General features: G+C 45.1%; 12 protein-coding genes and 1 pseudogene. 9 read left to right on the top strand and 4 right to left on the bottom strand.

Annotated features, from left to right (window positions below; translation table 11 throughout):
- The 4 genes from QZ735_RS18190 to QZ735_RS18205 form a co-directional block, all read left to right on the top strand.
- A partial coding sequence (locus tag QZ735_RS18190; protein ID WP_294251593.1) for an adenosylhomocysteinase occupies positions 1-907 on the top strand: 907 nt, incomplete at its 5' end.
- A 940-nt stretch (positions 908-1,847) separates the two neighbouring features.
- A complete protein-coding gene (gene yiaA / locus QZ735_RS18195) occupies positions 1,848-2,243 on the top strand; it encodes an inner membrane protein YiaA (protein ID WP_294251595.1) in 396 nt (131 codons plus the stop codon).
- Positions 2,244-2,387: 144 nt separating this feature from the next.
- A complete protein-coding gene (locus tag QZ735_RS18200) occupies positions 2,388-4,136 on the top strand; it encodes a BspA family leucine-rich repeat surface protein (protein WP_294251597.1) in 1,749 nt (582 codons plus the stop codon).
- 103 nt (positions 4,137-4,239) lie between these two features.
- Positions 4,240-5,988: a BspA family leucine-rich repeat surface protein gene (locus QZ735_RS18205; RefSeq protein ID WP_294251600.1), complete on the top strand. Its 1,749-nt coding sequence runs from the start codon at positions 4,240-4,242 to the stop codon at positions 5,986-5,988.
- A gap of 53 nt (positions 5,989-6,041) precedes the next feature.
- Here QZ735_RS18205 and purE read toward each other — a convergent pair whose 3' ends face one another.
- Positions 6,042-6,542 (bottom strand): 5-(carboxyamino)imidazole ribonucleotide mutase, encoded by a 501-nt coding sequence (gene purE / locus QZ735_RS18210; RefSeq protein ID WP_294251602.1) that lies wholly within the window; start codon positions 6,540-6,542, stop codon positions 6,042-6,044.
- A 152-nt stretch (positions 6,543-6,694) separates the two neighbouring features.
- On the opposite strand from purE, the gene QZ735_RS18215 reads away from it, so the two are divergent.
- The 3 genes from QZ735_RS18215 to QZ735_RS18225 all read left to right on the top strand — a co-directional run bounded on the left by QZ735_RS18215 (position 6,695) and on the right by QZ735_RS18225 (position 10,700).
- Positions 6,695-7,600 carry an EamA family transporter gene (locus QZ735_RS18215; protein ID WP_294251607.1) on the top strand — a complete coding sequence of 302 codons (906 nt, stop codon included), beginning with the start codon at positions 6,695-6,697 and terminating at the stop codon, positions 7,598-7,600.
- A 406-nt stretch (positions 7,601-8,006) separates the two neighbouring features.
- Positions 8,007-8,573, top strand: coding sequence for a hypothetical protein (locus QZ735_RS18220; protein ID WP_294251610.1), 567 nt, complete (start codon positions 8,007-8,009; stop codon positions 8,571-8,573).
- Positions 8,574-8,579: 6 nt separating this feature from the next.
- Positions 8,580-10,700, top strand: a complete 2,121-nt coding sequence (locus QZ735_RS18225) for a cation:proton antiporter (protein WP_294251611.1) — start codon at positions 8,580-8,582, stop codon at positions 10,698-10,700.
- A gap of 38 nt (positions 10,701-10,738) precedes the next feature.
- On the opposite strand, the gene QZ735_RS18230 is transcribed toward QZ735_RS18225, so the two are convergent.
- Both QZ735_RS18230 and QZ735_RS18235 read right to left on the bottom strand, forming a co-directional pair.
- On the bottom strand, positions 10,739-11,854 hold the full coding sequence (locus tag QZ735_RS18230; RefSeq protein ID WP_294251612.1) for a 5-(carboxyamino)imidazole ribonucleotide synthase: 1,116 nt from the start codon (positions 11,852-11,854) through the stop codon (positions 10,739-10,741).
- A gap of 250 nt (positions 11,855-12,104) precedes the next feature.
- Complete coding sequence (locus tag QZ735_RS18235; protein WP_294251614.1) at positions 12,105-12,656, bottom strand: DUF1543 domain-containing protein; 552 nt, start codon at positions 12,654-12,656, stop codon at positions 12,105-12,107.
- A gap of 85 nt (positions 12,657-12,741) precedes the next feature.
- Between QZ735_RS18235 and QZ735_RS18240 the strand changes: the two genes are divergently transcribed.
- A complete protein-coding gene (locus tag QZ735_RS18240; RefSeq protein WP_294251616.1) occupies positions 12,742-13,572 on the top strand; it encodes a sulfite exporter TauE/SafE family protein in 831 nt (276 codons plus the stop codon).
- Positions 13,569-13,952, top strand: coding sequence for a DUF1634 domain-containing protein (locus QZ735_RS18245; protein WP_294251618.1), 384 nt, complete (start codon positions 13,569-13,571; stop codon positions 13,950-13,952). The genes QZ735_RS18240 and QZ735_RS18245 overlap by 4 nt, the downstream gene beginning before the upstream one ends.
- On the opposite strand, the pseudogene QZ735_RS18250 reads toward QZ735_RS18245, so the two are convergent.
- Positions 13,933-14,117, bottom strand: a pseudogene (locus QZ735_RS18250) (hypothetical protein); the annotation flags it as partial. The gene QZ735_RS18245 and the pseudogene QZ735_RS18250 overlap by 20 nt on opposite strands.

Here is a 14,117-nt window from a genome sequence, read left to right on the forward strand (position 1 = left end):
CGGCGGAGATTTAACCAATATGGTTTTTGACAGATATCCTGAACTGACCAAAGATATCAAAGGACTTTCCGAAGAAACCACGACCGGCGTTCACCGTCTGTATGAAAGAATGAAGAACGGAACCCTGGTAATGCCGGCAATCAACGTAAATGATTCGGTGACCAAATCCAAGTTTGACAATAAATACGGATGTAAGGAATCTGCCGTGGATGCCGTGAGAAGAGCCACAGATGTGATGCTTGCCGGAAAAAGAGTCGTGGTTTGCGGATATGGAGACGTAGGTAAAGGAACAGCCGCTTCTTTCAGAGGAGCCGGATCCATCGTTACCGTTACGGAAATTGACCCGATCTGCGCTCTTCAGGCCGCAATGGACGGTTATGAAGTGAAAAGACTGGATACCGTGGTTGACAATGCAGACATCATCATCACCACTACCGGAAACTTCAACATCGTAAGAGGCGAACATTTCCTTAAAATGAAAGACAAAGCCATCGTTTGTAACATCGGTCACTTCGATAACGAAATCGATATGGCCTGGCTGAACGAAAACTACGGATCCACAAAATCAGAAGTAAAGCCTCAGGTGGATATTTATACCATCGAAGGAAAAGAAGTGATCATCCTGGCAGAAGGCCGTCTGGTAAATCTTGGATGTGCAACAGGTCACCCGTCATTCGTAATGTCCAACTCTTTCTCTAACCAGACTCTGGCCCAGATCGAACTCTGGAACAATTCCGAAGCTTACGGAAACGAAGTCTATATGCTGCCAAAGCATCTTGACGAAAAAGTAGCCGCTCTTCACCTGAAGAAACTGAGTGTAGAACTGGAAACCCTTTCCCAGCAGCAGGCCGATTATATCGGGGTAAATGTGGAAGGACCGTTCAAGCCTGAATATTACAGATACTAAGCTGGCTTATGGCTTATGGCTTATGGCTTATGGCTTATGGCTTATGGCTTATGGCTTATGGCTTATGGCAAAAATACAGACTCTCCATTAATTGGGGAGTTTTTTTTGGCTTCTCTCCACAACGAAATGTGAATAGTGAACGGTGAATTTCGCTTTGCGGGTCGATTTTGCTTCGCAAGTGAATTTTTCAGGATGACGTAAAATTCATATTGACCCGCAGGAATTGACTATTGACGAAAAGTGAATGGTCAATTTCGCTTTGCGAGTCAATTTTGCTTCGCAAGTGAATTTTTAGGCTGAACTTAAATTGACCATTGACCCGCAGAAATTGACCATTGACAAAAAGTGAATGGTCAATTTCGCTTTGCGAGTCAATTTTGCTTTGCAAGTGAATTTTCCGGCCGAATTTAAATTGACCATTCACCAGCGAAACGGATTGACCATTGACAAGAAGCGAAAGGTGAATTTTGTTCCGCTGGTGATTTTACAGATCTTTTATTGAGAGGCAGAAAACCCAAAATCATGCAATAGCATGATAACACATTTACCTAAATGCGAAAAAGGTAATAGCTCCGGAGGAGCCTTGTGTTAATAGCATCAGATCACAGTATCTGACGAGCTCCGTAGGAGCGGCCTGTTGCCGATGCACAGTTCCCCCCCCCGACTTCGCTCTGCGAGTTAATTTTGCCTTACAAGTAAATTTTCCGGGCGAATTTAATTGACCATTCACCAGCGAAGCGGATTGACCATTGACAAGAAGCCAACGGTGAATTTCGCTCCGCTGGTGAATTTTTAGGCTGAACTTAAATTGACCATTGACCAGCGCAGCAGATTGACCATTAACAAATCTCCACAGAAGATACAATAAAATTCCGTGATATGAGTTATTGGCATTGATATGATAAAATTAATATATTTGATGCCTTAACAAACAATAGACATGAAAAAACAAAATGTATCCGGAGCATTCGTTGCGGCTTCCTGGGTAGCACTGGCGGCCGGGATGATCGGATTTATCGTAGGCCTTGCCCGTGCGGAAATGCAGCTGAACGAGAAAGGCTATTATTTCACCATCCTGCTGTACGGCCTTTTTGCGGTGGTTTCCCTTCAGAAAGCCGTGCGTGACCGGCTGGAAAATATTAAGGTTACTGACATTTATTATGGGATCTGCTGGTTTGCCACCCTTTCATCCATCGTTTTACTCGCTATTGGGCTCTGGAATGCGACCATCCTTCCGAGTGAAAAAGGATTCTACGGATTTGCTTTCCTGCTGGCCTTATTCGGAGCAATTTCCGTTCAGAAAAATACCCGCGACAATATGATGAACCAGGAATAAAAAATCACTCTCCTATCCGGAGAGTTTTTTTATCTGTTTCCATAAGAACAATTGATTATACCATACTTTTTTCATTTTAACATAAAAAATTCCATTATTACTTAATAATTCATTAATTTACACATTAATTCACAAAATATCGATATGTGTAAAAAACTAATAACCGTATGCCTTTTTATTTTGTTCGGGCAGATGATCAATGCCCAGGGCGAATTTATCACTACCTGGAAACCGGCAAATGTTCAGACCCCGATTCCATTACAGCCTCCTTTTCCTTCCTCTTCCACCCAGGCCTGGGCCCCGTTTCAGGGTACGGGCTATTCCATAGAATGGGAAGAAGTAGGCTATCCGACTCACCATGCCACCTTGGATAATGTAAGCAGCGTTTATTATGTGTTGCTTGATTTCGGGACACCGCTGAATCCAAACCCTGCCGAAGCTACCTATACCGTGAAAGTGAGAAGCGGAAGCGGAAATTTTCATAGAATCCTTTTTTTTGATCCGGACTTTCCTCCTATTGGCACCGGTAAGATGGGTGATGATTCCAAAATCATTGAAATCAACCAATGGGGAAGCACCAAGTGGTCTTCTATGAAAAGTGCATTCAGCGGCTGTAAAAACCTGGATCTAAGAGCAACCGATCTTCCGAATCTCTCTTTAATGACTGATATGTCTTATATGTTCAATAATTGCAACAAATTGATCGGGAACCCCACGATTAATGACTGGGATACGTCCCACATAACTGATTTTGCCGGACTTTTCACGGCGTGTAACCTGTTTAACCAACCTATCGGAAACTGGAATACCAGTAATGTAACCGTCATGGGGGTTATGTTTCTTTTTGCCAATAGTTTCAATCAGGACATCAGCAATTGGGATACTTCGAAAGTAACGATAATGACGGCAATGTTTAATAATGCAAAATCATTTAACCAGCCGATCGGAAATTGGAATACATCCAATGTGCTGGACATGGAATTTATGTTTTACAATGCTTTATCCTTCAATCAGGATATCGGCAACTGGAATACATCGAAAGTTATCGAGATGAACAACATGTTTACCGATGCAAAAGTATTCAACCAGGACATCAGCCAATGGAATACTTCGGAAGTCGTATTTATGAACGGAATGTTTCAGAATGCTTTGGTTTTTAACCAAAATATCAGGAACTGGGACACCTCCAAGGTCTACTATATGAGTGATATGTTCAGCAATGCCAAAGCCTTTAACCAGAACATAGGAAGCTGGAACACCTCTTCTGTTCTTTACATGAATGGAATGTTCAATGGTGCCTCTTCCTTTGATCAGGATCTCAGTGGCTGGAATACGGCCCAGGTAAAAGCCATGGACAATATGTTCAACGGAGCTACCAAATTTAACCAAAGCCTGGGTAACTGGAACCTCAGCAGCCTGATCTCGGCACTCAGTATGCTGACCAATTCAGGATTGAACTGCCAGAACTATGACAGTACGCTACTGGGCTGGAGCCAGAATCCGGCAACACCTGATGCCATCTACCTTTCCGCCTCCTCTCCGATGGTCTATTCCCATCCGGCAGCGGTAGCGGCAAGGAACCAGCTGATCAACAATAAAAACTGGACGATTTCCGGGGACACCTATAATGGACAGTGTGAATCCTTCCTGGCCACTGCCGATCTGAATACTGATGATGAAACCGGCATCTATCCGAATCCCGCTTCAGATTTCATTACAGTGAGAAATGCGGAGGTGAAAAGCTTTATGCTCTATGACACTTCCGGGAGGCTTCTCCTGAAAGGCAGCCTGAACGAAGGAAAAATCGATATCCGGAACCTGGCTTCAGGAAATTACTTCCTTCAGCTGTTCTCCGGAAACAAAGTAAAGAACCATAAATTCATTAAGCGTTAAAAATTAATATCCCGGATCTTTTGCTGATCAGATCAGGCTTTTCTTTCAGTGTCAGGAAACGGTTCCTGAAACCCTTTATTCCGTAATCACAAATTTTTAAACCATGTACAAAAAACTCTTAACCGCTGTTCTGATGATTTTTTTTCATCATATTGCAAAAGCCCAGAATGAATTCATTACCATCTGGAAACCTTCCAATATACAGACTCAGTCCTATCAGGGAATTCCCGTCAATTCAACAGCCACCCAGATATGGCTCCCCACAGAAGGAAGCAATTATACGATCTCCTGGGAAGAGATAGGATATCCTGCCCACTCAGGACTTCTGTCCGGAACCACTTCAGCCTATCAGATTCTGATTGATTTCGGAACCCCGCTAAACCCAACGCCGGCCAATGCAACGTACAGAGTGAAAATCAGTAACGGGAACGGTACTTTTTACAGGATCAGATTCAGGGACCCTGCTCTCTTCCCCAACGGAAACGGTATCATCGGCGACGTACATAAGATTCTTTCAGTGCAACAATGGGGGCAGACCAAATGGCATACCATGTTTCATGCTTTCAGCGGATGCAAATTTTTGGATATCACGGCAACTGACCTTCCGCAGCTTTCGGACGTTACCGATCTCTCTTTCATGTTTGCCGGCTGCGAAACAATGGCAGGAAACTCCAGCATCAACAATTGGAATATCTCATCGATCACCTTACTGACCGCTATGTTTTCAGGATGCTTCGTTTTTAACCAGCCGCTGGAAAATTGGGACACCTCCAACGTGGTGAGCATGGGTGCCGTTTTTTCAATGGCCAGAAATTTTAATCAGCCGCTTGCTGCCTGGAATACGTCAAATGTAGAAACCATGACTGCCATGTTTAATAATGCACGCGAATTTAATCAGCCCATCGGCAACTGGGACCTTTCCAATAATCTTGATTGTGAATTCATGTTTTCCCATGCCTGGAAATTCAACCAGCCTATAGGAAACTGGAATACTTCCAAAGTAATTGAGATGAACAATATGTTTACCAGTGCCAAAGCTTTCAACCAGGATATCAGCGGCTGGGATACTTCTAAAGTTATTACCATGCAGGGAATGTTTTACAATGCGGAACATTTTAATCAGCCTATCGGGAACTGGAATACGGCTAAGGTGATTCAAATGCAAAACATGTTTAGCCAGGCAAAAGCTTTTAATCAGGATATCGGTAACTGGAATACGTCACAAGCTCAATACATGAACAGCATGTTCAGTGATGCCACGGCTTTTGATCAGGATCTCAGAAACTGGAATACCTCCCAGGTCAACAGTATGGAAAATATGTTCAGCGGTGCCACCCGATTTAACCAAAGCCTGGGCAACTGGAACCTGGGCAGTCTTTATTCTGCTTTCGGGATGTTTGCCCAATCAGGATTAAACTGCCAGAATTACGACAGTACGTTGCTCGGCTGGAGCCAGAATCCGTCAACGCCGGGCAATATTCATCTGGGAAATGCTGCTCCGATGGTCTATTCCCATCCGGCTGCGGTAGCGGCAAGGAACCAGCTGATCAACAATAAAAACTGGACGATCTCCGGGGACACCTATAATGGACAGTGCGAATCCTTCCTGGCCACTGCCGATCTAAATACTGATGATGAAACCGGCATTTATCCGAATCCCGCTTCAGATTTCATTACGGTGAGAAATGCGGAGGTGAAAAGCTTTATGCTCTATGACACTTCCGGGAGGCTTATCCTGAAAGGCAGCCTTAACGAAGGAAAAATCGACATCCGGAACCTGGCTTCAGGAAACTACTTTCTTCAGCTGTTCTCCGGAAACAAAGTACGGAACCATAAATTCATTAAACGTTAAATATCTGCGGCTTACGAAATTCGTAAGCCGCAGATATTTATATCCTTATATTATCAGTCAAAATAATTCGGATGCTTTTCTTTGATGTCATCTACCGTACCCAATACCTTTTCTTTAAGGGATTCCTGGTATTTCTGAAGGTTTCCGGCCACTTTTTCATCGGCGCTCCCGATCACTTTAGCAGCCAGGATACCGGCATTCAGCGCACCGTTCAATGCAACGGTAGCCACCGGAATTCCACCGGGCATCTGAAGGATGGATAATACGGAATCCCAGCCGTCAATGGAATTGCTGGACAGGATAGGAACCCCGATCACCGGTAAGGTAGTACAGCTGGCCACCATTCCCGGAAGGTGGGCGGCGCCTCCAGCTCCGGCGATGATTACTTTCAGTCCCCTTTCTTTTGCCGTTTTTGCATATTCGAACATCCTTTCCGGCGTCCGGTGTGCCGAAACGACTGTGAGTTCATAAGAAATGTCCAGTGATTTCAGGAAACCGGCGGCCTGCTCCATAATCGGCAAGTCGCTCTGACTTCCCATGATAATTCCTACCATGCGTTAGTTGTATTTAGATGCCCAAAGATAAAAATTAATAGGCTTCCGTGCAAAAAGGCGCAGAAGTTGTTCTGTTCCCCCTGTAAAATCAGGGAAATCCATCGCTGAATTCCTTTTGAACTACCTATTTTTGCCGAATTAACTCTACCGTTTTGAAAGATCTTAAACTTACCCTCGCTGTTCTTACCGTTGCCATTGTCTGGGGCACCACCTTCCTCTCCATACGGATCGCCGTGGAAAGCATCCCGGCATGGTTTGTCGCAGGCATCCGTCAGTTTCTGGCTGCGGTTATCATGCTTTGTATCCTGCTGTACCGGAAACAGTTTCAGTGGATCGGATGGAAAAACCTGGGCTACCAGCTCATTTTTTCTTCGCTCATGCTGATTGTGGCCAACGGAATGACCACGCTGGCAGAGGAATCGGTTACCAGCAGCCTGACCTCTCTCATCAGCGCCTGCTCACCGATTGTTGTTTTCCTGGGGAGCGTGGCACTCGGACTGCAGAAATTCAGCTTCAAAGCACTGGCAGGTGTCCTGATGTGTTTCGGCGGAATCCTGTTCATTTTCTGGGACGGCATTGACGATCTTGAAAATCCCGAATACGCTGTCGGCGTATTCATGCTTTTCATAGCTATTGCCGGATGGGCTTCAGGGACTATTTTTACCAAAAAAATGAATATCCAGAGCAAAAACATTTCATTGAATCTTTTTTACCAGTTTGCCTTTGCCGGCATCGTGCAGCTGATCTTTGCGCTTCTCTTTACGGAAAACTATAATTTTGAAAACTGGAGCCTGAAAAGCCTGTCCGCCATGATTTATCTTGCCGTTTTCGGTTCCGTAGCAGCCTTTTTTGCCTATCATTATGCCCTTACCAAGATTTCCCCGGTCCAGGTTTCCATCCTGGCTTACGTCAACACCATTATTTCCATTTTCCTGAGCTGGCTGATCCTGAATGAAGAAATCACCTCTAAATTTATCATTGCTGCCTGCCTGATCATCTTGGGCGTGTTTGTGATTAATTACAACAGGGGAATGTTCAAAAGGCAGAGGATCGGGTGAGAAAAGTAAGTGGCAGATGGCTAATGGGTGATGAGTGATAGTTGATGAGTAATGGATGATGAGTAATGGATGATGGGTAATTTTTGAAATTTCTGAGTTCCTGTTTATTTTTTTCTGCAACAGGAGTTGTTGGGTATCCCTGAAATTGTTTTACAAACAGCACCAGCCTGAAGTCAAATATCCTCAACTCCCGTCCCGGGATGCTGGAAAATGAATGTATACGATCTGATTATCAGAATTCTAAAGCCCTGTTTTTTCATCTGGAATTTCAGGATACCTGTTGTATTTACTGCTTTTCCGGTCAGGTCAGGTACCGTTTACTTCTGCACCGCATTCCCGTAAGGCTGAATCCTGATTTTAATATGTCCCTGTTTTTTCTTATCTTGTTTGAACCAAAATTACATATATGCTGAAAAACACAATTTTTGTTATCCTTACTGCCGGTCTTCTCTTCATCAGCTGTGATGATAAAAAGAAGGAAGATAACCTTACTGAAAGGGAACAGCAACTGCTGGAAAAGGAGAAAACATTTGCCCAGAAAGAATCCGAATACCAGGCACTCCTGAAAATGCGTGACAGTATCTTCGCAAAAAAAGATTCGGTAACCGTTATGAAATGGCCCGCTTCCATTGCCGGAAGCTGGACGGGTAAGGTAATCTGTACCGAATCCAACTGCAGTGACTATGTGGTGGGCGACCAGCGTACCGACACCTGGGAGTTCGACAGTGATTCCACCCAGCTGATTACCAAAATTATCAACAACAATAACCTGGTAAGGATTTATTCCGGGAAATTTGAAAACAACGAAGCCCGGCTGAACTTTAAAACCGATTCCACGGCTAAAAAACAGGTGGAAATGAATATCCTGCTGAATGACATCAGCCCGAACAAAATCAGAGGAACGAGATCCATTGCGGTAGACAACAGCTGCATGGCCAAGTTTTCGGTAGAATTGGTACGTTCCACAAAATAAACACCTATGCACTTACTGAGTATCCATAACCTGAGTCTTCCCATCGAAGACCCGGTCCTGAAATTCCTGCTGGTTCTGATTATCATTCTGGCAGCCCCTCTCCTTCTCAACAAAATAAAGGTCCCGCATCTGCTGGGCCTCATCATCGCCGGTGCCGTGATCGGGCCGAACGGATTCAACGTTCTGGCACGCGACAGCAGCATTGTGGTTACCGGCACCACCGGCCTCCTCTACATCATGTTCCTGGCAGGGCTGGAAATCGATATGGGGGATTTCAAGAGAAATAAGTGGAAAAGCCTTACGTTCGGCATCTATACCTTCATTGTTCCGTTTATTCTGGGCTATCTGGGAGCCTACTATCTTTTAGGTTTTTCCGTCCTTACTTCGGTGCTTTTCGCCAGCCTGTTTTCATCACATACCCTTATTGCCTATCCTTTGGTAAGCAAACTGGGGATTGCCAAGAACCCGGCGGTGAATATTACCGTGGGAGGTACGATGATCACGGATATTCTGGCCCTTTTGGTCCTGGCTGTCATTGTGGGAATGTCACAGGGCGATGTAGGAACGGAATTCTGGGTGAAGCTTTCCGTTTCGTTCATCATATTCGGACTGATTGTGCTCTTTCTTTTCCCGCTGATCGGCCGCTGGTTCTTCAAGAAAGTGGATGATAAAATCTCCCAGTATATCTTTGTGCTGGTGATGATTTATCTGGCTGCGCTGCTGGCGGAACTGGCCGGTGTGGAAGCCATCATCGGCGCTTTCTTTGCCGGGCTGGCCCTCAACAGGCTGATCCCGCATACGTCTTCCCTGATGAACCGGGTGGAATTTGTTGGAAATGCGATATTTATTCCCTTTTTCCTGATCAGCGTCGGGATGCTGATTGATTTCAAGGCCTTTTTTAAAAGCTGGGAAACGCTGGAAGTCGCCGGTATCATGCTGATTGCCTCCATCGGCGGAAAATATATTTCCGCAGTAGCTACCCAGAAGACCTTCAGGCTTTCCAAAGAAGAAGGGAAACTCATTTTCGGGCTGAGTTCCGCTTCGGCAGCCGCTACCCTTGCTTCCGTAATGGTGGGATACAACATCATCCTTTCCGAAACCGAAACCGGCGAGCCTATCAGGCTGCTGAATGAGCATGTCCTCAACGGAAGCATCCTCTTGATCCTGATTTCGTGCACCATCTCATCTTTTGTTTCGATGGCAAGTGCCCAGAAAATTGCAGAGCAGGATAATGAAAATACGGTATCCGGCACTTCGCATGAGGAAGAGAATATCCTCCTGGCCGTTAATTATGAAACTACCGTGGAACGGACCGTTAACCTGGGCATCCTGATCAAGGCCCACTCGAATACGGATCATATATTTGCCCTGAACATCATCAATGAAGACAAGAATGAATCTTCAGTAAAAAATGCGGAAAAGCTGCTGCACCAGGCCACGGATACGGCGGCGGCGGCGGACGTGCAGATCCAGCCTCTGAAGAGATATGACAATGACGTCATCAATGGAGTCAATAATGTCATCAAGGAACAGAACATTACTGATCTGATCATTGCCGTTAATGACGACAAAGGTTTTTCCCCTTCTTTTGTTTATAATCTTTATAATGGTTATCTTCAGAACGATGATGTGAATGTACTGGTGTACCATGCTGCCCAGCCATTGTCTACGGTAAAACGCTATGCCGTGATGATCCCTGAAAATGCCCATCAGGAACCCGGTTTTTTCCATGCCCTGCTGAGAGTATGGAACATCGCCCGGAATTCCGGAGCCGTTATGGTATTTTATGCCTCGGAGAAATTACTGGACATCCTTCAAAAAATTACTAAAAAGGCCAATATTGAAGCGGAGTTCATCATCATGAATGCCTGGAAAGACGGTGAACAGACCGCCGCGCAACTGAAAGAAGATGAAGCCCTGATTCTCTTTATGGCAAAACGGGGCATGGCCTCCTATATTCCGAGAATGCGCCTGATCCCTGAATTGCTGAACAGGAGCCTGGCCGATAAAAACTACCTCCTGATCTTTCCCTATTCAGAATCCGAAGATCATCCTGAAAAAAGATCCGTAGGAAACCATGATGATTTTATGGAAATCGGGAATGTAATTAAAAAGATTTTTAAATAGCGGCTTAAACATTAACAGAGCTTTTAGCTCTGTTAATGTTAACGTTCTGCTGTTACCTTCACCATTCCTTTTACCATCACCAGCTTTTCCATCAGTTCTTCCCTGGATTCTGCCAGGACATTGATATGGCCCATTTTTCTTCCCGGTTTGGTCTCCGTTTTTCCGTACAGGTGGATATAGGTTTCCGGCAGTTTCAATACTTCATCCATTCCTTCGTAGATTACTTTTCCGGAGTGGCCTTCTGCGCCTACCAGATTCAGCATCCCGCTGTAGATAATGGCATCCGTATCTGCCAGCGGCAGGTTTTTCACCACACGGTACATCTGCTCAAACTGGGAATTGGCATTTCCTTCCTGGCTCTGGTGCCCGGAGTTATGCAGCCTCGGTGCCGTTTCGTTTACCCAGACTTTCCCTTCTTTATCCAGGAACAGCTCAATCGCAAAAAGTCCCGGTGACTGAATGGCATTCAGGAATTTCCCGGTGATGGCATCAATCTGCGCTTCAATTTCCTCCGTCAGCAAAACCGGACAGATGTTGAAATCCAGCAGGTTCAGCTTCGGATCAGCCACCATCTCGGTTACGGGGAAGGTGCGGGTTTCGCCGTTCCCGTTTCTGGCCACGATAACGGAAAGCTCTTTGTCTATATCCACCAGCTTTTCAATGACAGAATCTTCCAGCCACAGGTTTTTCATGTCCTGAGCGGTGCGGATGACCTGCACGCCTTTTCCGTCGTATCCGCCCGTATTCATTTTCTGAACAAAGGGCAACGGCATTTTGATCTCATCGGAGCTTCCGTCCATCACTTCAAATTCCGGACTCGGGATGCCATGGGCTTCATAAAACTGTTTCTGAAGGATTTTCTGCTGGATGGTTTTGATGATATTGGAATTCGGCACCACTTTTATGCCCTGGTTTTCCAGTTCTGCCAATGCATCGGCATTCACATGTTCGATTTCAATGGTCACTACATCTTTGTCTTTACCGAAGGCAAGAACAGTTTCATAATCGTTGAAGCTGCCTTGGGTAAAATGGGAAATATTGTGGCAGGGTGCATCAGAAGCAGGATCAAGAGTATAGAATTCATCGTCGTATTTCAATGCTTCCTGGATCAGCATTCTTCCGAGCTGTCCGCCTCCTAAAATTCCAATTTTCATTTTTACTTGTTTATTTCTGTTAGATTTAATTTAATAAGGGTTGCAATAGCTTTTGGCCTGGATATCCTTTACGGATGATCAACGCAGAGTGCGCAAAGATCTGTTTAACATATCCTGTATAATTTCATTCGCAAAGGCGTTCTGCTCAGCAAAGCGCATGCGCTTTGCTTGGATAATAACGAAGCATCCGTGCTGATCCTGTCAAAGCCACATAAACAGATGAATGCTTTTTATTCTGCATCCGGTCTGACTACTGAAGCTTTTCTATTCTCAGGTAGCCCAGGCTTACAAAGTTCTCCTGGTTTTCAGCGTCCGATTTTACCAGGGAGATGGCATATTTCTTTTTCATATCGGAAGGCAGGATTTCCTTTACCGGGAAAATATCGTCGATATCCACGCCGAGCTTTTCATCGATATGGCTGGTAGCACCTTTAAAACCCATGGTTTTATAAAAGTCCGTGGCTTTTGCTCTTTTTACGGCATCGCTCATGGCATTGCCTACCACCAGGTGCTGTTCATGGAATTCTTCAAAGAACCCTTTCTTATATCCTCCGAGATTGATGAAATACAGCTGTTCCTCGGAAGTGGCCTCTCCCCTTTCCACGATCTTCACTTCATAACCGTCTACAAATTTCACTTCCTGATAGCAATCGATATGGATTTTTCCTTTGGCTTCCTTCCAGAATGCTTTCATCTCTTCCACCAGATCTTTCAGGCTTTCGGCAATCCCGAAAAACACATCGTGCTGCTCAATATTCCTACCGGGCGGTGTGGCTCCCAGAATGACATAAAATAGTTTCATACTCAATTTTGTTTATGCAAAAATACGTCAAATTTATCTTTTTTAAACGTTTGGCAGACTGTTACAATAGTTTTATATTTGTAGCATGTCAGAAATCATCATTCTCTTCCTTGGAGCAATTTCGGCAGGACTTCTGGGTTCACTGACCGGTTTAGGAGGAGGCGTTATCATTATTCCTTTATTGACGCTGGGCTTCGGTGTTCCCATGCATTATGCAATCGGCGCTTCCCTCATTTCTGTAATCGGGACTTCCTCCGGGGCGGCTGTTGCTTTTGTAAAAGAAGGGTTTACCAATATGAGAATCGGGATGTTCCTGGAAATTGCCACTACGGCGGGGGCCATCGTCGGGGCTTTGGTTTCCGGAATGCTGAATCCGAATACCATCGGGATTATTTTTGCCAGCATCCTTCTTCTGACCGTTATTCTGAATTTAAAAGGCAAGCCTGACCATCAGGAACCTGTCATCAAGGGAAGCCTTGAAGAAAAATTGAAACTATACGGTACTTTTCCTGACAAAGGCGTCTTAAAAAGCTATTCCGCAAGAAACACCGTTCCGGGATTTTTCATGATGATGTTTGCGGGAGCCATGTCCGGATTGCTGGGAATCGGCTCCGGCGCTTTAAAAGTGCTGGCTATGGACAATATGATGCGACTTCCGTTCAAGGTGTCCACTACCACCAGTAACTTTATGATCGGCGTAACGGCCGTGGCAAGTTCACTGATCTATTTCCAGAGAGGGGAAATCATCCCGGTCATTGTGGCACCGGTTCTGGTAGGCGTTGTCGTGGGAAGCTTTATCGGTTCCAAGACCCTGATGGTTTCGAAAACGAAAAAGCTCAAAACCTTTTTTGCGATCGTCATTACCATCCTTTCGGTGTATATGATGTATAACGGCATAAGAAGCAACTTCTCATGAGAAAAAATTTTACAGATACAGACCTCAACCGTTCTGTAGGAAACCTTTTACGACTGGGCGTTATTCTTTCGGTAGCCACATCACTGGTCGGCTTCATCAAGCTTTTCACCGAGGGTTTTAAAATGCCGAAAAAATACAAGATGCTCGATATGGGCGGCTCTTCGGAAAAGGTCTGGAGCCATTTCTGGGATACGCTCTGCAAGGGGGAAGGCATGGCCATCATCCAGCTGGGAATCCTGCTGCTGATCTTCACCCCGCTGATGAGGATTATTTTTGCGCTGATCGGTTATCTCAAGGAGAAAGACTATACCTATGTCATCATTTCTTCGATTGTCTTAGCCATTATGGCCGTCAGTTTCTTTACCGGTTACGCCCATTAGCAGGATCTTCTGACTTTTTTTCGAGATATTCCTTTTCAAGTGCACCAAGCTCACTGAGGTACCCTTCCGTATCCATAAACGATTCCGGACGGTACGGGTCTCCCGGCTTATGCTTTTCGTGAAGGCCGAACTGGCCGGCATGGGCAGCTACCCAGATATCAAAAT

The organism is uncultured Chryseobacterium sp. (genome assembly GCF_913776365.1).
In the GTDB taxonomy this organism is placed as follows: Bacteria; Bacteroidota; Bacteroidia; order Flavobacteriales; family Weeksellaceae; genus Chryseobacterium.